This window comes from Acinetobacter sp. AOR01_HL (assembly GCF_027855455.1).
GTDB classification, from domain to species: Bacteria; Pseudomonadota; Gammaproteobacteria; order Pseudomonadales; family Moraxellaceae; genus Acinetobacter; species Acinetobacter baumannii.
This window is the reverse complement of record NZ_JAKTIM010000039.1, coordinates 1-24,980: the sequence shown is the minus strand read 5'-3', so window position 1 is coordinate 24,980 and position 24,980 is coordinate 1. Positions and strand designations below refer to the sequence as shown.

Annotated in this window: 26 protein-coding genes, 4 tRNA genes, 1 pseudogene and 1 riboswitch; of the genes and pseudogenes, 21 read left to right on the top strand and 10 right to left on the bottom strand. The window is 39.5% G+C overall.

Annotated elements, in window-relative coordinates:
- The first annotated feature begins 10 nt into the window (after nt 1-10).
- Nucleotides 11-1,168: an outer membrane protein assembly factor BamD gene (locus MKL62_RS12260; protein ID WP_000056813.1), complete on the top strand. Its 1,158-nt coding sequence runs from the start codon at nt 11-13 to the stop codon at nt 1,166-1,168.
- Between the two features lie 158 nt (nt 1,169-1,326).
- The gene (locus MKL62_RS12255) at nt 1,327-3,192 is read left to right on the top strand and encodes a DNA primase (protein ID WP_001007229.1); all 1,866 of its coding nucleotides are present in this window, start codon (nt 1,327-1,329) and stop codon (nt 3,190-3,192) included.
- On the opposite strand, the gene hemA is transcribed toward MKL62_RS12255, so the two are convergent.
- On the bottom strand, nt 3,189-4,472 hold the full coding sequence (gene hemA / locus MKL62_RS12250; RefSeq protein WP_000007423.1) for a glutamyl-tRNA reductase: 1,284 nt from the start codon (nt 4,470-4,472) through the stop codon (nt 3,189-3,191). The two genes, MKL62_RS12255 and hemA, sit on opposite strands and share 4 nt — an antisense overlap.
- An 88-nt stretch (nt 4,473-4,560) precedes the next feature.
- Between hemA and MKL62_RS12245 the strand changes: the two genes are divergently transcribed.
- The 11 genes from MKL62_RS12245 to panD all read left to right on the top strand — a co-directional run bounded on the left by MKL62_RS12245 (nt 4,561) and on the right by panD (nt 10,639).
- Nucleotides 4,561-6,270, top strand: coding sequence for a tetratricopeptide repeat protein (locus MKL62_RS12245; protein ID WP_005129468.1), 1,710 nt, complete (start codon nt 4,561-4,563; stop codon nt 6,268-6,270).
- A 4-nt stretch (nt 6,271-6,274) separates the two neighbouring features.
- The gene (gene lolB / locus MKL62_RS12240; protein WP_000039821.1) at nt 6,275-6,853 is read left to right on the top strand and encodes a lipoprotein insertase outer membrane protein LolB; all 579 of its coding nucleotides are present in this window, start codon (nt 6,275-6,277) and stop codon (nt 6,851-6,853) included.
- 18 nt (nt 6,854-6,871) lie between these two features.
- On the top strand, nt 6,872-7,705 hold the full coding sequence (ispE, locus tag MKL62_RS12235; protein ID WP_000621866.1) for a 4-(cytidine 5'-diphospho)-2-C-methyl-D-erythritol kinase: 834 nt from the start codon (nt 6,872-6,874) through the stop codon (nt 7,703-7,705).
- Nucleotides 7,704-7,778: transfer RNA gene (locus MKL62_RS12230), tRNA-Gln, on the top strand. Before ispE ends, MKL62_RS12230 begins: the two co-directional genes overlap by 2 nt.
- Nucleotides 7,779-7,805: 27 nt before the next feature.
- Nucleotides 7,806-7,880 (top strand) — tRNA-Gln (locus MKL62_RS12225).
- 21 nt (nt 7,881-7,901) lie between these two features.
- Nucleotides 7,902-7,976: transfer RNA gene (locus MKL62_RS12220), tRNA-Gln, on the top strand.
- Between the two features lie 91 nt (nt 7,977-8,067).
- A tRNA-Gln gene (locus MKL62_RS12215) sits at nt 8,068-8,142 on the top strand.
- Nucleotides 8,143-8,178: 36 nt separating this feature from the next.
- Nucleotides 8,179-9,129, top strand: coding sequence for a ribose-phosphate pyrophosphokinase (locus MKL62_RS12210; RefSeq protein ID WP_001133287.1), 951 nt, complete (start codon nt 8,179-8,181; stop codon nt 9,127-9,129).
- Nucleotides 9,130-9,228: 99 nt separating this feature from the next.
- Nucleotides 9,229-9,525, top strand: a complete 297-nt coding sequence (rplY, locus tag MKL62_RS12205; RefSeq protein ID WP_001273421.1) for a 50S ribosomal protein L25 — start codon at nt 9,229-9,231, stop codon at nt 9,523-9,525.
- Nucleotides 9,526-9,545: 20 nt separating this feature from the next.
- Complete coding sequence (gene pth, locus MKL62_RS12200; protein WP_000065594.1) at nt 9,546-10,127, top strand: aminoacyl-tRNA hydrolase; 582 nt, start codon at nt 9,546-9,548, stop codon at nt 10,125-10,127.
- 131 nt (nt 10,128-10,258) lie between these two features.
- Nucleotides 10,259-10,639 (top strand): aspartate 1-decarboxylase, encoded by a 381-nt coding sequence (gene panD / locus MKL62_RS12195; protein ID WP_005129474.1) that lies wholly within the window; start codon nt 10,259-10,261, stop codon nt 10,637-10,639.
- A gap of 55 nt (nt 10,640-10,694) precedes the next feature.
- Here panD and MKL62_RS12190 read toward each other — a convergent pair whose 3' ends face one another.
- Nucleotides 10,695-11,255, bottom strand: coding sequence for a GDYXXLXY domain-containing protein (locus MKL62_RS12190; protein WP_005129476.1), 561 nt, complete (start codon nt 11,253-11,255; stop codon nt 10,695-10,697).
- Nucleotides 11,255-13,036: a DUF2157 domain-containing protein gene (locus MKL62_RS12185; protein WP_005129478.1), complete on the bottom strand. Its 1,782-nt coding sequence runs from the start codon at nt 13,034-13,036 to the stop codon at nt 11,255-11,257. The genes MKL62_RS12190 and MKL62_RS12185 overlap by 1 nt, the downstream gene beginning before the upstream one ends.
- Before the next feature lie 176 nt (nt 13,037-13,212).
- A riboswitch (FMN riboswitch) is annotated at nt 13,213-13,363 on the top strand.
- Nucleotides 13,364-13,453: 90 nt separating this feature from the next.
- Here MKL62_RS12185 and ribB point away from each other — a divergent pair.
- The gene (ribB, locus tag MKL62_RS12180) at nt 13,454-14,113 is read left to right on the top strand and encodes a 3,4-dihydroxy-2-butanone-4-phosphate synthase (protein ID WP_005129481.1); all 660 of its coding nucleotides are present in this window, start codon (nt 13,454-13,456) and stop codon (nt 14,111-14,113) included.
- Nucleotides 14,114-14,178: 65 nt separating this feature from the next.
- Here ribB and MKL62_RS12175 read toward each other — a convergent pair whose 3' ends face one another.
- Nucleotides 14,179-14,853: an HAD-IA family hydrolase gene (locus MKL62_RS12175; RefSeq protein WP_000985175.1), complete on the bottom strand. Its 675-nt coding sequence runs from the start codon at nt 14,851-14,853 to the stop codon at nt 14,179-14,181.
- 97 nt (nt 14,854-14,950) lie between these two features.
- Here MKL62_RS12175 and MKL62_RS12170 point away from each other — a divergent pair, with 97 nt between their 5' ends.
- On the top strand, nt 14,951-15,718 hold the full coding sequence (locus MKL62_RS12170) for a hydroxymethylpyrimidine/phosphomethylpyrimidine kinase (RefSeq protein WP_001247940.1): 768 nt from the start codon (nt 14,951-14,953) through the stop codon (nt 15,716-15,718).
- A 45-nt stretch (nt 15,719-15,763) separates the two neighbouring features.
- Here the strand turns inward: MKL62_RS12170 and lysM are convergent, their stop codons facing one another.
- The 6 genes from lysM to MKL62_RS12140 all read right to left on the bottom strand — a co-directional run bounded on the left by lysM (nt 15,764) and on the right by MKL62_RS12140 (nt 19,439).
- The gene (gene lysM, locus MKL62_RS12165) at nt 15,764-16,237 is read right to left on the bottom strand and encodes a peptidoglycan-binding protein LysM (RefSeq protein WP_000522216.1); all 474 of its coding nucleotides are present in this window, start codon (nt 16,235-16,237) and stop codon (nt 15,764-15,766) included.
- A gap of 190 nt (nt 16,238-16,427) precedes the next feature.
- Nucleotides 16,428-16,664: an acyl carrier protein gene (gene acpP / locus MKL62_RS12160; RefSeq protein ID WP_001279871.1), complete on the bottom strand. Its 237-nt coding sequence runs from the start codon at nt 16,662-16,664 to the stop codon at nt 16,428-16,430.
- 84 nt (nt 16,665-16,748) lie between these two features.
- Entirely contained in the window at nt 16,749-17,483 is a 735-nt protein-coding gene (gene fabG / locus MKL62_RS12155) for a 3-oxoacyl-ACP reductase FabG (protein ID WP_000191300.1), read from the bottom strand.
- A complete protein-coding gene (gene fabD / locus MKL62_RS12150; protein WP_001274817.1) occupies nt 17,480-18,466 on the bottom strand; it encodes an ACP S-malonyltransferase in 987 nt (328 codons plus the stop codon). Before fabD ends, fabG begins: the two co-directional genes overlap by 4 nt.
- A gap of 152 nt (nt 18,467-18,618) precedes the next feature.
- Nucleotides 18,619-18,804, bottom strand: a complete 186-nt coding sequence (gene rpmF / locus MKL62_RS12145) for a 50S ribosomal protein L32 (protein WP_000290730.1) — start codon at nt 18,802-18,804, stop codon at nt 18,619-18,621.
- Nucleotides 18,805-18,878: 74 nt separating this feature from the next.
- Entirely contained in the window at nt 18,879-19,439 is a 561-nt protein-coding gene (locus MKL62_RS12140; RefSeq protein ID WP_001275712.1) for a YceD family protein, read from the bottom strand.
- A gap of 96 nt (nt 19,440-19,535) precedes the next feature.
- Here MKL62_RS12140 and MKL62_RS12135 point away from each other — a divergent pair, with 96 nt between their 5' ends.
- The 6 genes and pseudogenes from MKL62_RS12135 to MKL62_RS12110 all read left to right on the top strand — a co-directional run bounded on the left by MKL62_RS12135 (nt 19,536) and on the right by MKL62_RS12110 (nt 24,950).
- Nucleotides 19,536-20,198 (top strand): elongation factor P hydroxylase, encoded by a 663-nt coding sequence (locus tag MKL62_RS12135; RefSeq protein WP_000550438.1) that lies wholly within the window; start codon nt 19,536-19,538, stop codon nt 20,196-20,198.
- 89 nt (nt 20,199-20,287) lie between these two features.
- Nucleotides 20,288-20,905, top strand: a complete 618-nt coding sequence (locus MKL62_RS12130) for an L-threonylcarbamoyladenylate synthase (RefSeq protein ID WP_000902820.1) — start codon at nt 20,288-20,290, stop codon at nt 20,903-20,905.
- 228 nt (nt 20,906-21,133) lie between these two features.
- Nucleotides 21,134-21,924 (top strand): annotated as a pseudogene (locus tag MKL62_RS12125) (segregation and condensation protein A).
- Complete coding sequence (gene scpB / locus MKL62_RS12120; RefSeq protein WP_000093856.1) at nt 21,921-22,517, top strand: SMC-Scp complex subunit ScpB; 597 nt, start codon at nt 21,921-21,923, stop codon at nt 22,515-22,517. Before MKL62_RS12125 ends, scpB begins: the two are co-directional and overlap by 4 nt.
- 41 nt (nt 22,518-22,558) lie before the next feature.
- Nucleotides 22,559-23,482: a 23S rRNA pseudouridine(2605) synthase RluB gene (gene rluB / locus MKL62_RS12115; RefSeq protein WP_001291249.1), complete on the top strand. Its 924-nt coding sequence runs from the start codon at nt 22,559-22,561 to the stop codon at nt 23,480-23,482.
- 89 nt (nt 23,483-23,571) lie between these two features.
- A protein-coding gene (locus tag MKL62_RS12110; RefSeq protein ID WP_094081405.1) for an IS3-like element ISAba45 family transposase occupies nt 23,572-24,950 on the top strand; the annotation gives its coding sequence in 2 pieces (ribosomal slippage) (nt 23,572-24,046 and nt 24,046-24,950; 1,380 coding nt in all).
- Nucleotides 24,951-24,980 lie beyond the last annotated feature (30 nt).

Here is a 24,980-nt window from a genome sequence, read left to right as displayed (position 1 = left end):
AGGAGTTTTTATGTCGCTACCACGTTATAAAATTACGATGCTTGCCTTATCTTTAGGTGTAGCGTCTGCATTTGTGGGCTGTAGCAGCAATCCAAGTAAAAAAGAAGTGGTCGATACTGGCCCTCAATCTAGTGAACAAGCATATTTTGACAAGGCTCAAAAAGCTCTTGATCGTGGTCAATATCTTGACGCTACCAAATCTTTAGAAGCGATTGATACTTATTATCCAACTGGACAATACGCACAACAAGCACAACTTGAACTTCTCTATTCAAAATTTAAGCAAAAAGATTATGAAGGTGCGATTGCACTCGCAGAACGTTTTATTCGTTTAAATCCTCAGCATCCAAATGTAGATTATGCTTACTACGTACGTGGCGTATCTAATATGGAGATGAACTACGATAGCTTGTTGCGTTACACCTCTTTGCAACAATCTCACCGTGATGTGAGTTATTTAAAAGTTGCATATCAAAACTTTGTTGATCTTATTCGTCGCTTCCCAAGTAGCCAGTATTCTGTCGATGCAGCACAGCGTATGAAGTTTATTGGGCAAGAGCTTGCTGAAAGTGAAATGAATGCAGCGCGTTTTAACGTTAAACGTAAAGCATGGATTGCCGCGGCTGAACGTTCACAATGGGTGATTGAACACTACCCACAAACACCTCAAGTACCAGAAGCTTTAGCAACTTTGGCATATAGCTATGACCAATTAGGTGATAAGGCAACTTCACAACAATACATCGAAGTTTTAAAACTTAATTATCCGAGCCTTGTCAATAAAAACGGCACTGTCAACATGCGTGCTGCACGTAAAGAAGGTAACTGGATCAACCGTGCAACCTTAGGTATTCTTGGTCGTGAATCTAAGTCTGTAACACCAGATACGACTACTTCTTCTGAAGCTGAACCAAAACGTAGTCTACTAAACCGCGTAAGCTTTGGTTTAATTGGCAACTCAGGTAAAGAAGAAACTGAAGAAACAACTAACACACCTGTTGAAGCACCAAAAAGTGAACGTAGTTGGACTAATCGCTTAAGTTTCGGTTTACTAGATAAACCTGAGCCAAAAGCAGCAGAAGGCGCAACAATTGCACCAGCAACGTCTTCGAGTGAAGCACCGAGTGCCTCACCAGCAGATAACGAAGCAGATGACGCTGCTCAATAAGCAATAAAAGCTTAAAAATAACCGACAAACAGGCAAGTAATATCACTTGCCTGTTTGTTTTTATAAAATAGTAAAATATTTATCGGGCATATCTCGATTCATCATGTCAGAATAATCTGACCTATCGCATCATTAGTTTAAACACGGTTATCTGAATTATGGCAATTCCACAGCATACAATTGATCAGATCTTAGATCGCACAGATATTGTCGATCTGATTGGTCAACGTGTGAAACTGAAAAAAACCGGACGAACTTATTCTGGTTGTTGCCCTTTTCATCAAGAGAAAACGCCTTCTTTCCATGTTTACCGCGATAAACAGTATTATCACTGCTTTGGCTGTCAGGCGAACGGGAACGCTATTCGCTTCCTAATGGACATTGATAACCGAAACTTTATTGATGTAATGAAGGAATTATCGAGTAATACGGGAGTCGAATTACCAAAAGATAATACTGATAATAAAAAACTGTCTTATACACGCCAAGTTACAAAACCATCAACACCGCCCAAAACGGTTGCTGAACCGACTACACAAGCACCTATAGAAGATCAGTACAATACGTTTGAACCCGTATATTTTGATGATCCCTTTGCCCAGTTTGAACAGCCATTTAGCTTTGATGAGCCAGTACAAGAAGGTAATTTATATGACCTTCTAGAAAATGTTGCCCAGTTTTACGAACATCAATTACCGACTAGTCAAAAAGCTAAAAATTACTTTAAGCAACGCGGTTTAAGTGACCAGACTATTCAGTTCTGGCGTTTAGGTTATGCTCCTGAAGACTGGCAACATCTAGAAAAAGCTTTCCCTTATGATATTGAGGGCTTAAAGCAGCTTGGTCTCATCCGTTCAAGCGACAGTGGTCGTGACTTTGACCTTTTACGTGATCGTGTTATTTTTCCAATTCGGGACCCTAAAGGCCGTGTAGTTGGCTTTGGTGGTCGTGCGCTCAATGATGAAATTAAGCCTAAATACATCAACTCGCCCGATTCGGAAGTATTCCATAAAAATCAATTACTGTATGGGCTATATGAAGGCCGAAAATTAAAAGCAAATGACTGGTTAATGGTCGAAGGATATATGGATGTCATTGCATTACAGCAATATGGCATTACTGGTGCAGTTGCGACTTTAGGAACAGCAAGTAATACCGAACACCTTAATATCTTATTTAAACAAAATAACCGGATTACGATTGCTTTTGACGGTGATGCTGCAGGTCAAAAGGCCGCACGCCGAACTTTAGAAATTGCATTACCTTTACTCAATGATGGTCGCGAGCTCAAATTCTTTGTATTGCCAAATGACCATGACCCTGACTCTTTAATCCGCCGTGAAGGGGTGGAAAATTTCCAAAAGCTTCTACAGCAAGCTCCTTTACTTTCTGACTTTGTTTTTGCTCATCTTACTGGGCAACATGACATTAGTACGCCCGAAGGTAAAAGTCTTGTTATGGGCGAATTAAGAGAATTGACCGAGTTATTGCCAAAACAAGGGTCTTTTCGCTATCTACTAACCCAATCTTTCCGTGAAAAATTAGGCTTAGGTAAGCGCTTCACTCCACAAATTAGCCACGATGCATCCCTATCTTTTAATATTCAAACGAAAGATGAAGACTTTGCAATTGCAATTTTGATGCACCATCCGTTTCTTTATATTCATTTTGAAGGATTACGGGCTTATATTCCGCAAGATGAGTTGTTGGCTAAAATATTAGCAATTTTAAACCGTATATTTGACGAATTGCCTGATGACCAAGAACTAGCTACCTACTATGTTTTAGGTGCTTGTAGCAGTTATTGCCATGAAATTGCAGATATTATGCAAAGGACCAATATTCAAGCCTTAACTCAAGCACCGGAAGTAGCAGATAAACTCGCTAAAGAATATGCTTTAGGCTTACAAGAAAGATATTTACGTCAAAAACTAAAATCTAAAATCTCATTAGTTGAGTCAAGAAACTTAAGACAACAACTCAATGAACTTACCAAACAGATTAGCTTAAGACTTCTTTCTTAACGTTTGGGTTTTCGTTCATGATCAAATACATCCTGTAAATGCTGCTGTAACCATTCAAAATAGTCTGGGCTCTCTGCTTTTGCAGCTTCACGCAACAACATAGAGGTCGGATGTATTAGTTTTTGCGTCAAACGATGGGCAAATTGCTGCAACACTTGCTCAGGATTTCCACCATGATGCAGAGCCTCTAATGCATGGGTAAGCTCTCGCTGGCTAATTTCTTCACTATGTTGGCGATAAGCATGAATTGTACTGCCCGCCTCTTTGACTTTTTGATGCGTAATTAGCTGGGTGGCTAGCTGATTAACCATCACCTCAGCTTCAACAGCCGCTTGACGACGTTGAGCCAAGTTTTCATCAATCACACTTTGTAGATCATCTACGCCGTATAAATACACTCCATCAAGCGACTCTACTTTAGGGTCAATATCACGCGGTACAGCTAAATCGACCATTAACATTTGCTGATAACGGCGTTTTTTTAATGCAGTTTTGACATCTGCATAAGCAATAACCTGATGCAAACTACCCGTACAACTTGAAACAACATCGGCACGATATAGATTCTCAGCCAAATCTGAAAAATCAATAATCTCAACTTCAACTTGATGTGCAATTTCTTGGGCCAATTGATCGGCGCGTTCACGGCTACGATTACAAATAATCATCTTGGCGACGCCCATTTCAGCTAAATGCTTGGCAACAAGGCTGTTCATTTCGCCAGCAGCAACCACCATAACCGTTAGTTTTTCAGGTTTACTAAAAACCTGTAAAGCGAGCTGGGCAACTGCATAACCCATTGAAACAGCATGACTACCTACAGCTGTTTCAGAGCGCACACGTTTAGCGGCGTAAAAAGCGTACTCAAATACACTATTTAATTCTGGAGAAACTGTTTGCGCTTCTTTAGACAATGCTAGAGCACTTTTCACCTGCCCTAAAATTTGCGGTTCGCCCAACATGAGTGAGTCCAAACCACTTGCTACACGCATTAAATGTGTGATGGCTTGAGCATTTTCGTAACGATAAACATGATGAATTAACTGCTTTACATCAATATTATTGGCATCGGCTAACCATTTCAGAAGGCTTTCGGCATCTTCCGCCATGGCGTAGACTTCTGTACGGTTACACGTTGAGACAACCACTAAGTCTTTTAAAGACTCGTGATGACGTTGTTCGGCAAGCAAATTACTTAATCGCTCTGCATTGAAAGCAATTTGCTCGCGGAGTTCTACAGAAGCTGTTTGATGGTTGACACCCAATGCAAAGAAAGACATATCAGATCATCATTTCGCTAAATTTATGCTATTGTGCAACATCGGTGTCATAAAAAGCATTACTTTGGATCAATAAAAATTGCGTCAAATGAATAGCCGTATTAATTTTAACGGTGCTTCGATAAGACAGTATTCTACCACATTCTTATTGTTAGGTAGCATGTCCTCATATGTCTATGCACGTCCAGTGCAAGAGACCTATGCCGTGCATTCATTTGATCAGGCTTTACAGCAGAGTATGGTTGCTGAATTTGCCTTAGCTTATGACGATATTCCCACAGCACTGCACAATTACACAGTGCTTGCGATAAAAAGCAACTCAACAACAATTAAACAGCGTGCATTAGACGTTGCACTTGAATATAACGACTTACAAGCTGCATTAAATATTGCAACACATTGGGTTGTTCAAGAGCCTAAAGATGTCCCTGCTTTATTTTATTTATCGCATATTGCGCTAAAAACACATGAATATCAGCTTGCTGCCGAGACTTTAGATAAAATTTTAAAAATAGATCCAACTGCCGATCTTGAACAAATTTTGGCAAGCATTGCACCTGAAAATGCACAGGATCGAGAAGTTTTATTAACCGCTTTACGTTCTAGTGCAGAGAAAGACAACCCATCCATCTTAGCGCTTATTGCCAACCTAGAAGCACAAAATGGTCAGTTAGAACCAGCCTTAAGTACCATTAATCGCGCACTACGCCGTCGCCCTAAAGTGACCAGCTTTATCTTAATGAAAGCCAATTTACTAATCGCACTCAGTGATCAGGAAGGCGCTTTAAAATGGTATGCAAAATCAAGCCTTAAATATAAGAAAAACCTAGATATTCGCCTAGCCGAAGTACGTTACCTCATCCAGATTAATCAACCCCAGCTTGCTCTTGAAAAATTAGAGAAAATTATTGAAAGCAATCCTCATGCTGAAGAGGCTTTATTTATTGCTGGTTTAACCAGTATTGACCTTAAGCAATATGACAAAGCAGAACAATATCTGGTTGATTTACGCAACTCTGCAAAATATCAAAATGAGGCGTATTACTACTTAGCGATTAATGCTGAAAGAAAACAACATTATGAAACTGCTAAAGCTTACTACCGTTTAGTCGATGGTAGTTTGTATATTGTTTCAAGACGCAATCTCATTGCAATCTATGATAAACAAGAAAACCTACACGATGCTTTACGCTTTTTAACCCAAGAGCGAGTCAATTATCCTCAGCATGCAAGCTTTCTCTACCAAGCTCAAGCTGAAATTTTGAAGAAGATGGGCAATAAAAAAGCTGCATTAAACTTATTAGATGAAGCGATCAAAAACTTACCAGATGATCCGGAACTCATCTATGCAGAAGTTTTATTATTAGACCCTTATACTGACCGCGATAAACTCGATAAAACACTCAAACAATTATTGCAGTTAGAACCCAATAGCCCAACGTATCTAAACGCCTATGCTTATACATTAGCTTTGCAAAATCGTAGGCTTAAGGAAGCACGTCAATATGCTGAACAGGCTTTAGAATATGCCCCTGAACAAGCTTCTATTCTGGATACGCTAGGCTATATCGCATTTTTACAAAATGATTATGAAGCGGCTGCGGAAGCTTTAGGCAAAGCATATGAACTAAGTCATAACATAAATATTGGCATTCGTTACGCTAAGGCACTTTATATGCAAGGATCATTAACTCAGTTCAGTGCCGTGTTACAACAACTGAAACAAAAGCACGCAAATGATCCACAATTACAACAACTTGATGCGTTAATTTTACCTACATCTGCAAAAAAGAGTTAAATTTATGAGCAAACTTGCCCAACTGTGCACAGCGATCTGTGGATCAAGTGTTTTATTTTTAACCGGTTGTCAGCATTTTACTCAACCTAAAGCTGCAGTTACCCACCAAGTACAAGACGAAAAACACTTCAATTTACAAGGTAAAATTGGAGTACGCACCCCCCAACAAACTGGTAGTGCATTCTTTACATGGATTCAACAGCAAGACAATTTCGATATCGAATTAAGCGGTATTTTAGGTGTTGGAAAAACACAAATTCAGGGTAAACCTGGTGAAGTTACTCTAAACAGTGCTAAAACTGGACTGATTACGGCTGCATCTCCTGAAGAACTTTTAGAGCGTGCAACTGGCTGGCAAGCACCAATTACTCATTTAACCAGTTGGATTTTAGCGAAACCTGCAACTTTAAATGCTCAAATTAGTAAAGATAATGCAAATCGTGTGAGCCAACTCATCGAAGATGGCTGGACAGTTAATTTTAGTTATGATGGTGAACAAACTCTACCAAATAAACTGGTTTTAAAGCAGGCTCTTGCTGAAGATAAAGAAAACCGTATTACAATGGTGATCCAAAACCGCTAATCCTTATTATATAAATCTATGATTCGAGTACCTTCTCCAGCTAAGCTCAACCTGTTTTTGCATATCACAGGACGTCGTGAAAATGGTTACCATGAACTACAAACCATTTTCCAACTTATTGATTTATATGACTGGATGACATTTACGCCTATATCTGAAGATGAGATTCAGATTGAAGGTTTAGGTGAGGTTCAACTTGAGCAAAATCTGATTTATCGGGCGGCACAGATATTACGCCCTCACGCTCAAAATCCTTGCGGACTCCATATAAAAATTGAAAAAAATATTCCGATGGGTGCCGGTTTAGGTGGCGGTTCTTCCAATGCAGCAACGACGCTTATTGTCTTAAATCAATTATGGCAATGTGGTCTAACTGAAGAACAATTAGCTCAGTTCGGTGTCAAGCTTGGTGCCGATGTTCCAATTTTTATTTATGGGTTAAATGCATGGGCTGAAGGGATTGGTGAACATTTATCATTCATAGACTTAGATCAAAAACAATTCATTGTTTTAAAACCTGATTGTTTTATCAGCACTCAACTGCTTTTTTCACAAAAAACATTGACAAGAGATTCTAAGCCCACTACATTTTGCGCCTATCAGTTAGAACCTTCTAATTTCGGAAATAACTTTGAGCCTCTGGCTAGAGAGTTATACCCTGAAGTTGAAGAAGCAATGCAATATCTCGACCAGTTTGGTCATGCAAAGCTTACAGGTACAGGTGCTTGTGTTTTTGCTGAGGTAACCGATGAAATGAATGTTGATGACATTCTTAAACATGCACCATGTAAAGCTTACTTGGTACATAGTTTAAAAGAATCTCCTTTACGTCATTTTAAAGTTGCAAGTTAGGGGCGTCGCCAAGTGGTAAGGCAGCGGGTTTTGATCCCGCCATCCGTTGGTTCGAATCCAGCCGCCCCTGCCATTTTCCACCTGTAATGATGATTGTATTAGGGGCGTCGCCAAGTGGTAAGGCAGCGGGTTTTGATCCCGCCATCCGTTGGTTCGAATCCAGCCGCCCCTGCCATCTTAATACAGCATCGAATTTAGGGGCGTCGCCAAGTGGTAAGGCAGCGGGTTTTGATCCCGCCATCCGTTGGTTCGAATCCAGCCGCCCCTGCCATTCTCTTATTTAAAAGACAGACTTAATTGCCTTGCTTTTTGTTGATTAACCTTGACATTGCATTGCAAAAATATTAAAGTTCTGCCGCATTAGGGGCGTCGCCAAGTGGTAAGGCAGCGGGTTTTGATCCCGCCATCCGTTGGTTCGAATCCAGCCGCCCCTGCCATCTACTTCATTACATACCAACCGCCAAGGGTGCTTCATGCCCAATCTTGTCGTTTTTAGTGGAAATGCTCATCCACAGTTCGCTCAAAAAGTCGTAAGTCACTTACATATCCCTCTAGGTGCTGCATCAGTCGGTCAGTTCTCTGATGGTGAAATTTCAGTAGAAATTACTGAAAATGTTCGTGGTAAAGACGTATTTATCGTTCAGCCTACTTGTGCTCCAACCAATGACAACCTTATGGAAATCTTGGTTATGGCAGATGCTTTGCGTCGTGCAAGTGCTGGTCGTATTACTGCTGTTATCCCTTATTTTGGTTATGCTCGCCAAGACCGTCGTCCACGTTCTGCACGTGTGCCGATCACAGCGAAAGTTGTTGCAGACATGCTTACCACTGTTGGTATTGACCGTGTCGTAATGATTGACTTACATGCTGACCAAATCCAGGGCTTCTTCGATATTCCAGTCGACAACATCTACGGTACTCCTGCTTTGCTTGCTGACTTACGTCAACAACAACATGACAACCTTATGGTGGTTTCTCCTGACGTTGGCGGTGTTGTACGTGCTCGTGCCGTTGCTAAACAGATGGGTGATATCGATTTAGCAATCATCGACAAACGTCGTCAAAAAGCCAACGAGTCGCAAGTTATGCACTTGATTGGTGACGTAAAAGATCGTGATTGCGTTATCGTAGACGACATGGTTGATACAGCTGGTACATTGTGTAAAGCAGCTGATGCGCTTAAACAATTCGGTGCACGTCGTGTTGTTGCTTACGCAACTCACCCTGTACTTTCAGGTAAAGCAATTGAGAACTTACGTAACTCTGTTATTGATGAGTTAGTTGTAACTGACACAATTCCTCTTTCTGAAGAAGCATTAAACTTAGGCAAAATTCGCCAAGTTTCTGTTGCCAGCATGGTTGCTGAAACGATTCGTCGTATTAATAACGAAGAGTCTATCAGCGCGATGTTCGATAGTTTATAATATTGCAGCTTTTTTCTTAACCCTAGCTTTGGCTGGGGTTTTCTATCACTAAACTGGTCGCAAGTTTAGTTTATTTAATCTTTAATGAGGATTTATCTCATGGCAAACTTCGTATTAAACGCTCAAGCGCGTGCTGAAGACAAACAAGGGAAAGGTGCGAGCCGCCGCCTTCGTCGCGAATCTTTAGTTCCAGCTATCATCTACGGTGGTAACGCTGAGCCTGTAGCAGTTACTTTAGAACTTCGTGAGCTTGTAAAAGCTTTAGAAAGCAACGCTTTCTTTGAAGAAGTTGTTGAAATCAAAGTAGGTGACAAAGTTGAAAACGTTAAAATCCAAGCGTTACAACGTCACCCAGCTAAAAACACTCCTATGCACGCTGACTTCAAACGCGCATAAGTGTTTAAAGGCGTAGATTAGTGTCAAATATTTCGCTAATTGTTGGTTTGGGCAATCCTGGTTCAGAATATGCCCAAACCCGCCATAATGCAGGTTTCTGGTTCGTCGAACAGCTTGCAGATAAATATGGCATTACATTAAAAAATGATCCAAAATTTCACGGAATCAGTGGTCGTGGTAATATAGAAGGGCATGATGTTCGCTTACTTCTACCTATGACTTATATGAATCGTTCCGGACAAAGTGTTGTTCCTTTCTCAAAGTTCTATCAAATTGCTCCTGAAGCAATTCTGATTGCTCATGATGAACTTGATATGAACCCTGGTGTAATTCGCCTCAAAACAGGCGGTGGACACGGCGGTCATAACGGTTTACGTGATATTGTCCCGCATATTGGCCCAAATTTTCATCGTTTACGTATTGGTATTGGACATCCTGGCTCAAAAGAAAGAGTTTCTGGACATGTGCTCGGGAAAGCACCAAGTAGTGAACAAAGCCTGATGGATGGAGCAATTGATCATGCTCTCTCTAAAGTAAAGTTACTTGTTCAAGGGCAAGTACCACAGGCCATGAATCAAATTAATGCGTATAAACCAGCTTAAATTGTTGAACAATCAAGCTTGCTATCTTGCTTTTTTAGGAGCAAAATGCGCATCAGCCACCTAGCCGGCGGCAAAGGCGAAAGATTTCACCATAAGATCTTCATCTTAGGTCTACTCAGGAGACGCTAGCCATGCTATCTCGTTTATTAAAATGCAAAATTCACCGTGCAGTTGTAACCCATGCTGAACTTCACTATGAAGGTTCTTGTGCAATTGATGGCGTATTGATGGACTTAGCTGGTATTCGTGAATACGAAGAAATCCACGTTTGGAACGTAACTAATGGCAAGCGCTTCACAACTTACGCAATTCGTGGTGAAGATAACTCTGGCATTATTTCAGTAAATGGCGGCGCTGCTCACCAAGCAGATGTGGGCGATTTAGTTATTATTGCTACTTTTGGTGATTTCACAGAAGCTGAAGCAAATACCCATAAACCACGCTTGGTATATGCGAACCCAGATAACACAGTCAATCACACAGCGAACTGTATTCCGGTGCAAGTTGCCTAATTAAAGATTTAAAAATAATAAAAAGCCCGTAAATACGGGCTTTTTTTATAAGACTTTATAAACTTCTGGCAGTTCCCTTCCACCAGCTCTGTTGCTGCTTACAATTTAGAGACTGTAGCTCTTCTCCACGTAAATCAAATAAAATCGCCTCTCCTTTTGCATTTACCTTAAATTCAGCATATTTCGCTTTCTCATAGCAATGAGCTAAGCCTTCGGCAAATAAGAAACTGCGAGAAGCTGGGTACAAAGATTGATAGTGATTGTCCGGATTTTTTAAAATTAAATTCTGCTCATTAGATAAAGAGTTAGGGTCTAAAATAGTACGGATTACTCGATTTCGTGAATCTAAAATAACTTTTGCTGGAACAGAAGCATGATTAAAAATCACCTGATCTAAAGCTTCACTTTCACTTCCTGTCAGAGCTTTGAGAGATTGTAAATTTAATTCATAAGCCAACGCCATGTAGTCTCCTTGTAGAATAGAACGGGGATCAACTGGTTTCAGCTTAATAAAAATACTTTTACTCTGATGCAGGTGCCATTCATTTTTCATGACTAAACCTGCAAAAAATAATACAGTGACTACTGCAAGCATAAGAGAGAAATGCTTTTTCATTACTTTCCCCCCTCAATAAAATTAATTTTAGCTTCTTTCATAAGTAGCCCATATAGAGCCAGCAATATAATGCCTGACACCAAGATTGAGGCACTTTTAGCTAAAAAACTTAATTGTAAACTGTAATAAAGTTGCCAAAGCACAAAGGCAAATACTACGAGCGTAACACCATAAACAATGCGATCTTTATTTTTTAAAGCCCATGTCAAAATAACAAATAAGATGAATACTTCAAAATAGCCGAGTGCAATAAGTAATATGCCAAAAACTAAAAAGGCAAAAAAAGTTATACCGTGAAGTTGCCGATAGAGATAGAAAAAACTAAAGCATAATAACCATACGCACGGCAATGCATAAAGGAACCATAGTGACTGATCAGCCGAATCAACAAGTGCTAATCCTATAAAGGTATCAAAGAATGAACTCACCCAAATTACAACGAGCGTACATAAGAAGATACTCCGCTTATACGATACGACCGCTTTACTTCCTATCAGTAGTACCGAGCTAAAAACCAAATAGTTAAGTAAGACTAAATTTACATAAGTCTGAGTAGAGTTTAAGGACCATAATGAATGATCCATTTGTAGTAGATAGATTACTGCTATACCATAAGTTGCAAGCATTTGAATTAAAATAAAGAACCAGTGAGGCTTAAGAAAATAACTAATACATAAAATAAAGATCTGGGCAATCAATACCCATAAAACTTGATCTGTTTCAGAACCAAGATGGAATAAAAAAGCAGTCTGTCCACTCACAAATAAACAATATGCAAACTGCCGGATGAAATAACTTTGCGATTTTGTTAGTAAAGTTATAGCTACAGCAACAAAGATGATTCCAATAATTAAGGAAATAGTCTCCCAAAACACCAAAGTAAATGCTGCAAGCGCTAGACCAGCAAGCCAAGCACCAATTGCCAAAGGAATGATATAAAAACGGCTTTGACGGAAAATCTTGATTAAGAAATAACTAATGAGTGCAAACCAAGTAAAAATAATCCCCGCGATCAATAAAAAGATGAACTCATTAGAATCTTTAAATAGTTGATTAATACCATCCACAAGCCATATGGTAGCCGTCACACCAAGAACAGCAGCCATTAAACTGGCACACAACTGATCATCTTTATTAAAAAAATAATAAAAAGCGATGATTCCTAGAAAAAAAGCCGAGATCAGATAAGGTAAATTTTCACTTGATAGGAATTGAATCATTCCTGTTATTGAAATAACAGCAAACCAAGCAATAAAAATAAAACGTAAAGCCGTATATTTCTTTTGACAGATCCAAAACTGCACAAGACTGAATAGATTTAGAGCAAAAAGATAAAGATAGGGAAATTTTTCTGCCCAGAAAGTCTGTTTAAAAAATAAAAATAGGGTGAGTTGGCTTGTAATACAAATTAAAGCAAAGATTCCAATATTTGGTCGATATAGCCACGGCAATAAAAGCAAAGTCCAAATCAAGAAAAGTAAATAACTGTCTGCACCAGTTTGATAAACTTGCCCAATTACAGCCAAACTCAAACCGACCATTAAGCCGCAGATGCCATGTAAAGTTTGCCTTACTCCCTCACTTAAAGTCTTTTTGATACTCACCCAAGCTGTCATAAGTAATATAACAGGTGGAATAATGAGTTGAATGCTATCTGGAAGCATCAACCAATTAGCAGCAATTAAGTACAGAATACTGAGCGCCATAAATACATAACTGAAAATATGGAGATGCTGAATAAATAAAGTATTCCTAAAAGGATAATAATCTCTTATCTGCATGAAACACCTGTTTTATTTATAATTTTCTAGAAAAAACATAACATTCACTTTTAAGCTCAACAAGTAAGCTCTTGTTAAAAAGCCTATTTCAATTTATGAAAATACTTATTCATAAAGAGACTTAGCATTCTACAAAAGCATCTAGCCAATTTTGCCAAGCGCGCTATAATAAAACCCATCGCTTCAGGGCGGGGTGTAATTCCCCACCGGTGGTAAAGTTAATTTTTATTGTTAGATTAACAAGCCCACGAGCTTAAATTATGTAATTTGAGCAGATTTGGTGAAACTCCAAAGCCGACGGTATAGTCCGGATGAAAGAAGACGACGAACTGGAATAAATCCGTTTTATTTCAGTACCAGCCTGTTTTTGCATCAGTCCTGAAATGTTCAACCGTATTCTTACGAGAGCGTTTCATTATGTCTAGTTTAATTCAACCAGAACTTTTTTTCTCAGCCCTCTCTCCTGCTGAGCAACGCATCCAACAAGCATTAGAAGATATCCGTCAAGGCAAACCTGTCTTGGTGATGGATGACTTCGACCGTGAAAATGAAGCAGATTTAATTGTTGCAGCGGAAACCCTAACTGTTGAGACCATGGCATGTATGATTCGTGATGGCTCAGGTATTGTATGTTTATGCCTTACTGAAGAGTTAGCTGATCATCTTGAACTTCCACCAATGGTTTCTCAAAACTCAAGTCAGTTTCATACTGCATTTACAGTGACTATTGAAGCTGCTCAAGGCGTTACCACTGGCGTTTCTGCTAAAGACCGTGTAACCACAATTAAAACTGCTATTAAAGATGGTGCTGTTGCAAGTGATCTTAACCGTCCAGGCCATGTTTTCCCATTACGTGCACGTAATGGTGGCGTGCTTACCCGTCGAGGTCATACGGAGGGGACTATTGATCTAGCAAGATTAGCTGGTTTAAAACCTGCTGGAGTGTTATGCGAATTAACCAATCCGGATGGGACAATGGCATCAGGAATTCAAGTTTTAGCATATGCTCAAACTCATCATTTAACCGTGATTACAATTGAAGAGCTTGTACAATATCGTCAACAACACGGTATTTAAAAATAAATAAAAAGGTTTGACTTGTTCACTTGCAGGTCAAACCTCTAAATTATAATTCTTGAAATTTAAGAAACTTTCTTTTGTGCGGCCTGTTCTTCAACATAATCTAAAAGTTCAGAAAATTTTGTAATCTTTGCTTTAGGTTGTGCTTGAGTAAGTTCTTCTGGTGTCCCATAACCATAAGTCACAGCTACCGCTTCAATACCATTATGACGGGCGCCTAAAACATCATATTGACGATCACCCACCATCAAGCATTCTTCTGGGTTTAATTGCTCACGTTCAAGAATATAATGGATAAGCTCAGCTTTATTGGTCCGCTCACCCGTTAATTCACTACCGTAAATTTGTACAAAATATTGGCTTAATTCAAAATGATCTAAAATTCGTTTTGCATAAATCGTTGGTTTAGCAGTAGCAACGAACAACCGATACCCTTCTGCTTTTAAGGCCTTAAGTGTTTCCGCAACAGATGGGTATACTTCATTTTCAAATAAACCAATCACCGAGAAACGCTCACGGTAAGCAAGTAAAGCTTGCTCAGCTAGTGCATCATCTTGAGTAGCTAATAATTTTGCTAATGACGCTTTTAAAGGTGGGCCAATCGTCCAATCAATATTTAAATCGGCAGCTAATGGATAACCTAACTTATCCATTGCATAACGAATTGATGTATGGATACCAACTTTAGGGTCTGTTAAGGTTCCATCTAAATCAATCAAAATATGTTTTATAGCCATTCAATCACTAACCCAGTAAAGTATTTAATTCAATTGGTCGAGAGTTTAATTAAACTCTCTTATACTAACGTAAATTTAAATTGAAAAGGAAATAACCGTGCGTCCAACCGTACTTTGTTTCTCGGGTTTAGACCCTTCAGGTGGTGCAGGTTTACAAGCCGATATTGAAGCGATTGGACAAAGTGGTGCGCATGCAGCAATTGCATGTACAGCCCTCACCATTCAGAATTCTCAACAAGTATTTGGCTTCGAAGCAACCTCAAAAGAACTATTATTAGCCCAAGCAAATGCTGTTGTAGGCGATTTACCCATTAAATGTGTTAAGTCTGGCATGCTAGGCACTACCGATAATATTGCGGCTCTAGCCGAATTTTTACGTGCTCATCCTGACTATCAATATGTACTTGATCCTGTTTTAGTTGCAAACAGTGGCGGTTCGTTAGGAGACCAAGCAACTTTAGTTAAAGCATTTGTGGAGCTTATTCCTCTAGCGACACTCATTACTCCAAATACAGTTGAATTGCGCGCTTTAACAGGCGTTACCGACTTAGATCAAGCAACCCAAAAGTTATTTGAAATGGGTGCCAAGGCCGTATTGGTGAAAGGTGGACATGAAGACACACCTGACTTTATTAAAAATAGTTTATATATTGATGGCGAGCTTGCAGCAAGTAGTACATGTCCGCGCCTTGAAGGTGAGTATCATGGCTCAGGTTGTTCATTAGCGAGTTTTATTGCAGGTCGTTTAGCTCTAGGTGACTCTTTAAAAATTGCAGTTCAACATGCAGAAACATGGTTATTTGGTGTTTTAAAAAATGCTGAAACACCTGTACCCAATGGACAAAAGATTCCAAAACGGTTTTAACCAATAAATAAAAAAGGCGCTTAAAGCGCCTTTTTTATATTCCTATTACTGAGGAATACGTAAAACTTGTCCTGGAAAAATCTCATCTGGATCTTTCAGCATTGGTTTATTCGCTTCAAAGATTTTTTGATATTGATTGGCATCACCATAAAACTCTTTGGCAATTTTTGAAAGATTATCGCCAGATTTCACTGTATAAAATTTGCTTTCTGGCTCAGGAGTTGCAACAGTCATCTGGTCATCTACTTGTGCCACATGATCCACATTGCCCACAATAAGAATGATTTTTTCTTTATCTGCTTGGCTTTGGACTTGCCCTTTAATAATAGCAGTGTCAGTTGAGCCATTATATGTTACAGATAAGCCTTCCACCCCAAGGCCTAAGCTTTTAATCAATCCCAATAATTTATTCGCAATTTCTTGTGCAGAAGGTTCTGCTGGTGTTGCTGGAGCTGCTTGTGGTTCTGCTGGCGCGGTATTTTTCTTACCAATACCTTTTACAAAATCAAAAAGACCCATTTTTTAGTCCTCATATTATTGTTTATAGTAAAGTCATTAAACTGACCCTTATTGTTATACTTGAAAAAAGAGACACCTCTGCTATCAATTGAGGTTGATCTTGTAAAAATATGTATCTCCATCAATTATCTGACTCGTATAAAAAAAGCCACCTTACGGTGGCCTTCTTTTTTAATCAGCAATATGCGAATTAACCAAGTTTTTTAGTTACATAGTCAATTGCAGATTGAACTGTAGTGATTTCGTTTGAATCTTCATCAGGGATAGTGATGTCGAAGTCATTTTCGAAAGACATAACAAGTTCAACTAAATCTAAAGAGTCAGCACCCAAGTCATCCATGAAAGATGCTTCGTTTTTAATCTCTTCAGCTTTAAGACCAAGTTGTTCTGCAACCGCTTGTTTAACGCGTTGTTCGATATCGCTCACAGGAATTCTCCTCATTGCTTGTGGCGTTTGATTTGCCACTAGTTTAATTGAATATAAAAATTTTTAAAAGTTTATACATCGGCGTTAGGCCATGTATAAACCACCATTTACATGTAATACCGTACCGGTAATGTAACCTGCTTTATCACTTGCAAGGAAACTCACCGCATTTGCGATATCTTGTGGCTCGCCTAAGCGATTTAAAGCTACTTGATCACTCATTTTTTTGCGAATGTCTTCACTAAGTGCATCTGTCATTTCTGTTGCAATAAAACCTGGTGCCACACTGTTTACAGTGATTTGGCGGCTACCCATCTCTTTTGCAAGACTACGGCTAAATGCTTCAATACCTGCTTTAGCAGCAGAATAGTTCGCTTGGCCTGGGTTTGCAAAGTGAGCTACAACAGAACTGATATTAATAATGCGACCAAAACGTGCTTTCGTCATACCCTTAAGTACACGTTTAGATAAACGATAAACGGCTTTAAGGTGGATATTGAGGATGTCATCCCAATCATCTTCCGACATACGAAGCAACAAATTGTCTTTCGTAATACCTGCATTGTTAACGAGAACAAGTACAGGACCATAGTTCTGTTCAATATGAGACACGACTGCTTCAATCTCATCGAGATTACGCACATCGAGAGCCAAACCTGCACCTTGTTCACCAAAGCTATCAGTTAGCTTTTGTGCACCAGATTCAGAAGTCGCAGTACCTACGACAAAATAACCGTCTTGAATAAGTTGCTGGGCAATTGCAGCGCCAATGCCCCGACTCGCGCCCGTTACTAATGCAACTTTGCGTTCTTGTGTCATGCAATTTTTCCTTCTGCCACTAAAACAGCATTTAGGGCATCTTCCATTTTGCTCTTACTATCAATAGAAAAAGCTTTTTCAATATTTGGTAAACGCTTTGCGAGATTACTCAATACTGTACCTGGACCACACTCAACAATGTACTGAATACCTTGGTCTTGTAGAGACTGCATGGTACGTGTCCATTGTACAGACTGGTACAATTGTGCTGTTAAAGCCTGACGTAATTGAGCAACATCGGTAGCAATTTCCGCGTTGACATTTTGTATTACAGGAATGGTAGGTAGCTCAATGGCAGTTTGTTCCAAAGCTTCTGCAAATTTTTCTGCTGCCGGCTTCATCAATGAACAATGTGATGGAACAGAAACCGGTAAAGCAATTGCTTTAGCAGATTGTTCTTTTGCCAATGCCATAACTTGCTGTACAGATGCAGTACTACCAGCAATCACAACTTGACCTTGTGAATTATAGTTTGCTGCTTCAACTGAACCTTGGCCTGATGCAGACACGCTCTGGCACAATTCAACTACTTTATCATCAGCTAAACCAAGAATAGCAGCCATAGCGCCTTCCCCTTGAGGAACAGCATTTTGCATGAGTTTTCCACGCAAATTAACTAACTTAACTGCATCCGCCAAACTCATTGAACCTGCTGCAACTAAAGCGCTGTATTCACCTAAAGAGTGACCTGCAAGGTATTTAGGGGCTAAACCACCTAAATCTAACCATAAACGCCATAAAGCAATACTGGCAGTTAATAATACAGGCTGGGTATTTTCTGTTTGGTCTAAACCTTCACCACTTTGTGCAATGTGCCAAAGATCAAATCCTAGCGCGTCTGAAGCTTCGGCAAAAGTTTGCCCAACTCCACTAAACTGTTCTGCGAGTTCAGCGAGCATACCAACTTTTTGTGAACCTTGACCTGGAAACACAAATGCAGTTTTTGTGGCTAAAGCTACTTGTTCAAGACGTTTAGCAGACATAAGAAATCCTTTTTGGGTTTTCACTCATTTCTCTGGAGCGGAAATTTAACATTTAATTTGTATATTTATAATTGCGAAAAACAACAAAAAAAGGGAGCTTTCGCTCCCATTTTTTCTATACTTAAGCATCACGCTTAATGCATATCATGCAATTATTCAGCATCAGCTGCTTTAGCGAATAATTGGCGACCACGGTAGAAACCGTCTTTAGTCACGTGGTGACGACGATGAGTTTCACCAGTTGCTTGGTCTACTGTTAATGCATTCTCGGTTAAAGCGTCATGTGAACGGCGCATGTCACGGCGAGAGCGACTTTTACGGTTTTGCTGAACGGCCATGATGGCTCCTTACAAAGATCGAAAAAATGGATCAGAACAAATTCAGTTGTCTTATCCCATAATCATAACACAAATTATGAGTTAAGTTTACCCTTCAAACCTGCCAAAACATCAAACGGATTATCCCGTTTCTCTTCGACAACGTTCTGAATGGTAGGTTGATGTTTATGTTCACAAGCATCATGCTTGGGAGATAAAGGCATCAACAATAACAGTTCATCTTCTAGTAATGCGAGTAAGTTGATCGAGGCAGGTGTATCAAAATCACCTTTTGTCGAAGACTCACTTTCACCTAAAACGATGAAATCAGCATCCTCATCCAAGCGCTCTATCAGTGACTCATCATCTACAAGTGCAATATGAAAGTCAGAAACAATTGGCATTTCAACAGGTTCCAAACAACGTTGGCACTCCATTGGAACTTTTGTTTCCATGTGACCATCTAACCACACAATGCGATGATAGGCATCCATTGATAGCTTACAGTCTATGTTGATCAATTGGTTATCAATTGACCCAACAGCTTCACGAGCAATACGAGCAAAGCGAGACAATGGCAGTTGACCTGACCATGTAAAGCCTTGTTCAGCCCATTTAAACGGCTCAATCTGTGCCGGAAAGGTATTTGCTGACATAATTAAGGCGGCAATTCTACAAATTCATCGGTACTCTGTCAAAGATTAAGATACAATTTTGTACTTCTTTAGACAGAACTCGGGGTAAATTAAGCAATGCACCTGTTGCAGCCGCAACCTGAAGTTAACACTTCATTACTCGTTTGCACCCATTCAACCCACCAGAACCCTCTTTTACCTGACGTGGTGCAACTCTCACCATGGCCAAGCTCAAAATTAGAGTCTGAGCAAGTTGATTGGCTTATTTTACACTTTAATCACTGGTTTTCCCACCATAATGTGACATTAGTTCGTGGAGAATTTGAACCAGAATATTTCCCAGCGAACGATCATGAGCCAGCGAAAATTCAATTTGCTCATGGTTTTTTCAATAGTGCTCTTCACGAAATTAGCCATTGGACGATTGCAGGTGCAAAACGTCGCCTATTACCCGATTTAGGTTATTGGTATGCGCCAGATGGCAGAACTAAAGAACAGCAAGATTTATTTGAACAAGTAGAAATCAAACCTCAAGCCATTGAATGGTTATTTGCACAGTCTTTTGGCAGAAAATTCAGAGTCTCGCTAGATAACCTTACGGGCGATGGTGGAGATGGCAGAAAGTTTAAAGATAATGTTTATGCCCAAGTTCAACGTTACTTTTCTGGTGAAGCAAAGCTGCCTGCCGATGCAGCAAGATTCATTGAATGTATTTGCCAATGTACGCGAGCAGGTGCAGCATTACAATTAAATGAATTTAAACGTGAACTCCTTGATTAAATGACAAAAAAACTACGTAAGTTACTTGCTTCACAAGTTTGAAAGGTCTAATACTATTTTTAATAATGGCGTGATGGAGTCTCTAAAATATGCTGCATTTACATGTACATCCTGAAAATCCACAGCAACGCCTCATTGAACAAGCGGTTGAGCGTATTCGTGCCGGAGATGTTGTGGTCTACCCTACCGATGCTGCCTATGCAATCGGATGCCAGATTGGTAATAAAAATGCGATGGAACGGATTGCCCAGATTCGTGGTTTAGGTCCTAAGCATCAATATGCAATTATGTGTTGCGATTTATCAGATATCGCGACTTATGCCAAAGTTGATAATGCGACGTACCGTTTATTAAAGGCAAATACACCCGCCATCACTACTTTCATTTTACCGGCCACTAGTGAAGTTCCACGTAGGTTAATGCACCCTAAAAAGAAAACGATTGGTCTACGTATTCCAAGCAATCCAATTTGTCAGGCTTTATTAAAAGAGCTGGGTGAACCTTTACTCACCAGTACATTAATTTTACCGGGGCAAGAAGATCCACTAGATGATCCTTACGATATTGAAAATCAATTAGCTAAGCGTATTGATGTCTTTATTGATGGCGGTTTTGGTACTTTAACAACCACGAGTATTGTCGATTTATCAGGTGAGCATCCTGAAATTATTCGTCGTGGTGTCGGTGATGTAAGTGCTTTTGAATAAGCACTTACTTTTCATTTTTTACCAATAGTTTAAAAAAAAGCATTATCAAGAAAAAAAATACTCTTTATTTAGTTTGGATTTTTTTTACACTTTAGTCGTTAAGCAATTTATTAAAAGTCACAATTCCTTTAGAATGCTTCTCACTATCTGCTGTTCTTCTGCTACAGCTCTTATTGACTTGAAAAACAAGTCTCATGCTTTTGAAAATTCGCGTGGCTTATAATCGTAATGAACCAATCACTTCATCAATCCATGGAAGACGTTCCACACATCCGTGTTTTAGATGAGTGGCACGATACGATTCCTGAGGATCTTTATATTCCTCCAGCTGCCTTTGAGATTTTGCTCGAACAGTTTGAAGGACCACTCGACTTTTTAATTTATCTGATTCAAAAAAACGGTTTTGATCTCATTCAGCTTGATATTGCTCCTATTGCAACTCAATATTTGGCTTATATGGATAGTATGAAATCCTTAAACATTGAGCTGACTGCCGACTATATGGTCATGGCTGCTTTATTGGCTGATTTGAAATCTCGTTTACTTTTACCTAAGCCTACTGTAGTAAGCATCGAAAAAGATCCTAAACAAGATCTTATCGATCGACTCGAAACTTATTTACGTATTAAACAAGCCGCTGAACGTTTAGGTCAAATGCCAGTTCTTGACCGTGATACATTCAGTGCCAATGTAAGCTTAGGTCATATTGCACCTGTTTATGAAGGTTATGATGTTTCAGCATTACACGATGCTTTGTTCTGTGTATTTAACCGTCCGGAACCTGTAACACACACAATTGCGCAAGAGCCTGTACTGTTAGAAGAACGTATTGCTTATATTGAAGAGAAATTAGAGTCAGGCGACGTGTTAAGTTTTAAAGAATTACTTAATCCCCAACAAGGCCGTATGGGAATGGTTGTACTTTTATGGCTGTTTTAGAATTGACCCGACAACAAAAGATTAAGATTATTGCTACAGGAGTTGAAGCTCCACTAGCTATTCAAGGGTCTTCAATATGAGCAGTTTTGAACAAAATAATAATGATTTGTCATTAGCCGATATTCATCATGAAGTTTTATTACAGCTTGAAGCCATTATTTTTGCTAGTGAAGCGCCTGTCTCAATTGCCCGTTTAAAAGAAGCATTTAATAATCAATATAACAAACAACAGCTTCGTCAGCTTTTACAACAGCTTGCCCTTTTACAACATGGCCGTTCCATTGAGTTGATTGAAACTGCGCAGGGCTTTCGTTTTCAGGTAAGATCCAAATATCGCAATATCATTGCGCAGATTTGGCCAGAGCGACCAACAAAACTGTCGCCATCATTACTAGAAACGTTGGCTGTCATTGCGTATCATCAACCGGTCACACGTGCTGATATTGAACAAATTCGTGGTGTATCTAATAATAGTCAGATTCTCAGAACGCTATTTGACTGGAACTGGATTAAAGAAGCCGGTTTTAGAGATTTACCCGGAAGACCTGCGTTGCTAATTACAACGCCTCAATTTCTGAATGCTTTTGGTCTAGCCTCTCTAGGCCAATTGCCTCCCCTGCAGAACGCCAAGGAAGCATTTATGGCTCTCGATGCAAATGCACCGAAGTCATAAATAGGTGGACTGTTGATCATTATGTCTAAGGTTGTGCTGTCATGAGTGAAAAATTGCAAAAAGTATTAGCGCGAATCGGATTAGGTTCTCGCCGATATATGGAAGAGGTTATTGCCGCAGGACGCGTGAGTGTGAACGGCCGCGTTGCCCAAGTTGGCGAGCGCATTGAACCAGGCGATGAATTACGCATTGATGGCCGTAAAGTTCAGTTCCAGATCGAAGATGAAATTCGTCGTCGTGTACTGATTTATTATAAACCAGAGGGTGAAATCTGTTCACGTAATGACCCTGAAAAGCGTCCAACCGTATTTGATCATTTACCACAAATTGCAAATGACCGTTGGGTAATGGTAGGCCGTCTAGATATTAACAGTACAGGTTTATTACTTTTTACAAACGATGGCGAGCTTGCTAACCGCTTAATGCATCCATCTAATGAAATTGAACGTGAATACGCTGTACGTGTAATGGGTGAAGTAACACCACAATTACGTCAAAACATGGTCAATGGTGTAGAGCTTGAAGATGGCCCTGCCAAATTCGAATCTTTCTCTGAAATTGGTGGTGAAGGTATTAACCGCTGGTATCAAGTTGTGGTGAAAGAAGGCCGTAACCGTGAAGTACGCCGTATTTTTGAATCACAAGGCCTTAAAGTAAGCCGCTTATTGCGTACTCGCTACGGTACTGTCATTTTACCACGCGAATTACGTACTGGTCGCTGGATGGAACTCGACAAAACTGACATCGACAACTTGGCAAAATCTGTTGAGTTAAAACCACGTCAAGGTACAGGCTTATTTGGTATGGCAAAACGTCGCACCGAACGTATGACAGAAAAGCCAATGGCAGCACGCCGTGGTGGTTACTTACGTCAGCAACGTCGTGATGATGAAAAAGAAGCACCAGCTAACACAGGTAATCAGCGCAAATCGACTGGTTTTAACCGTGGATTTAAAAAGTTCTAAGTAAAGCTTTTAAATCAAAAAAACCGCTCAATTTTGAACTGCACCCCGAAAGTTGGACACATTCAGTCTAACTTGGAGGGTGCTTTTCTATGGCTAAATATTCTCAAGAATTTAAACTTGAGGTTGTCCAATATTACTTATCTGGTTTTGGCAGACACCAAGTAAGTCATAAATTTGGAATACATCATAGCGATGTTGCTAAATGGGTAGCCAATTATAATAATCATGGTGCTGAGGGTCTGAGCAGGAAAAACACAAATACTGTATATACTCCTGAATTTAAATTTAAAGTTATTCAGTCTGTTCTTGAACAAGGTTTATCTGTACGTGAAGCTACAAATCAATTTAATCTGAAATCACACACACAGTTATTAAGTTGGTTGCTCCAATACGAAGAACACGGTATAGATGGCTTAAAAGCTAAGCCGAAAGGACGACCTAAATCCGTGCCAAAGCCTAAGATAAAAAAAGTCAAAAATGCTCTGAATGATAGAGACAAAACCCAAGAACAGCTACTAGAAGAACTTGCATATCTACGAGCTGAGAACGCTTATTTAAAAAAGCGGAGAGCCTTGATTCAGAAGCAGAAAGAACAGGAACAAGCCGAACAGCAACGGTTACAAGATTCATTTCTGAATTAAGGCAAAACTATAAATTGAAATATCTATTACGTGCATCACAGATGGCTCGAAGCACGTACTTTTATCATGAGCAGCGATCAAAGCTTAACGACAAATACAGTGACCTTAAGCAGCAAATTAAGATGATCTATCATAAGCATAAAGGTCGGTATGGCTATCGTAGAATTACTCTTGCTTTAAAGAATATGGGATTAACAATTAACCATAAATGTGTACAAAGACTCATGCAGTCAATGAAACTTAAATCACGCATTAGAATCGCAAAATATCGTTCTTACAAAGGGGACATCGGGCAAGTTGCAGATAATGTACTACAGCGCCAATTTAAAGCTGACAAACCAAATCAGAAATGGGTAACGGATGTAACCGAGTTTAATATTCGAGGAGATAGGCTTTACCTATCACCAATTATGGACTTGTTTAATGGGGAAATTATTGCCTTCCAAACCCACCGTAGACCAATGTATGAGTTAGTAAAAAATATGTTGAAAGATGCACTTACGAAGCTTGCAGATCATGAAAAGCCTATCATCCATTCAGATCAGGGATGGCAATATCAAATGCGTCATTATCAGCGAGAACTAGCAGAAAATGGTTTAACCCAAAGTATGTCTCGTAAAGGAAATTGCTTAGATAATGCATCAATGGAGAGTTTCTTTGGAATACTTAAATCAGAATGTTTCTACGGTGAAAAATTTAATTCTGTTGAGGAATTAGAGAAAACTGTGAAAGAATACATTCATTATTACAACCATGAAAGAATCAAGGTTAAATTAAAAGGACTAAGCCCTGTACAATACAGAACTCAGTCCTTAGAAGCTGCTTAATTAATTGTCCAACTTTATGGGGTCAGATCA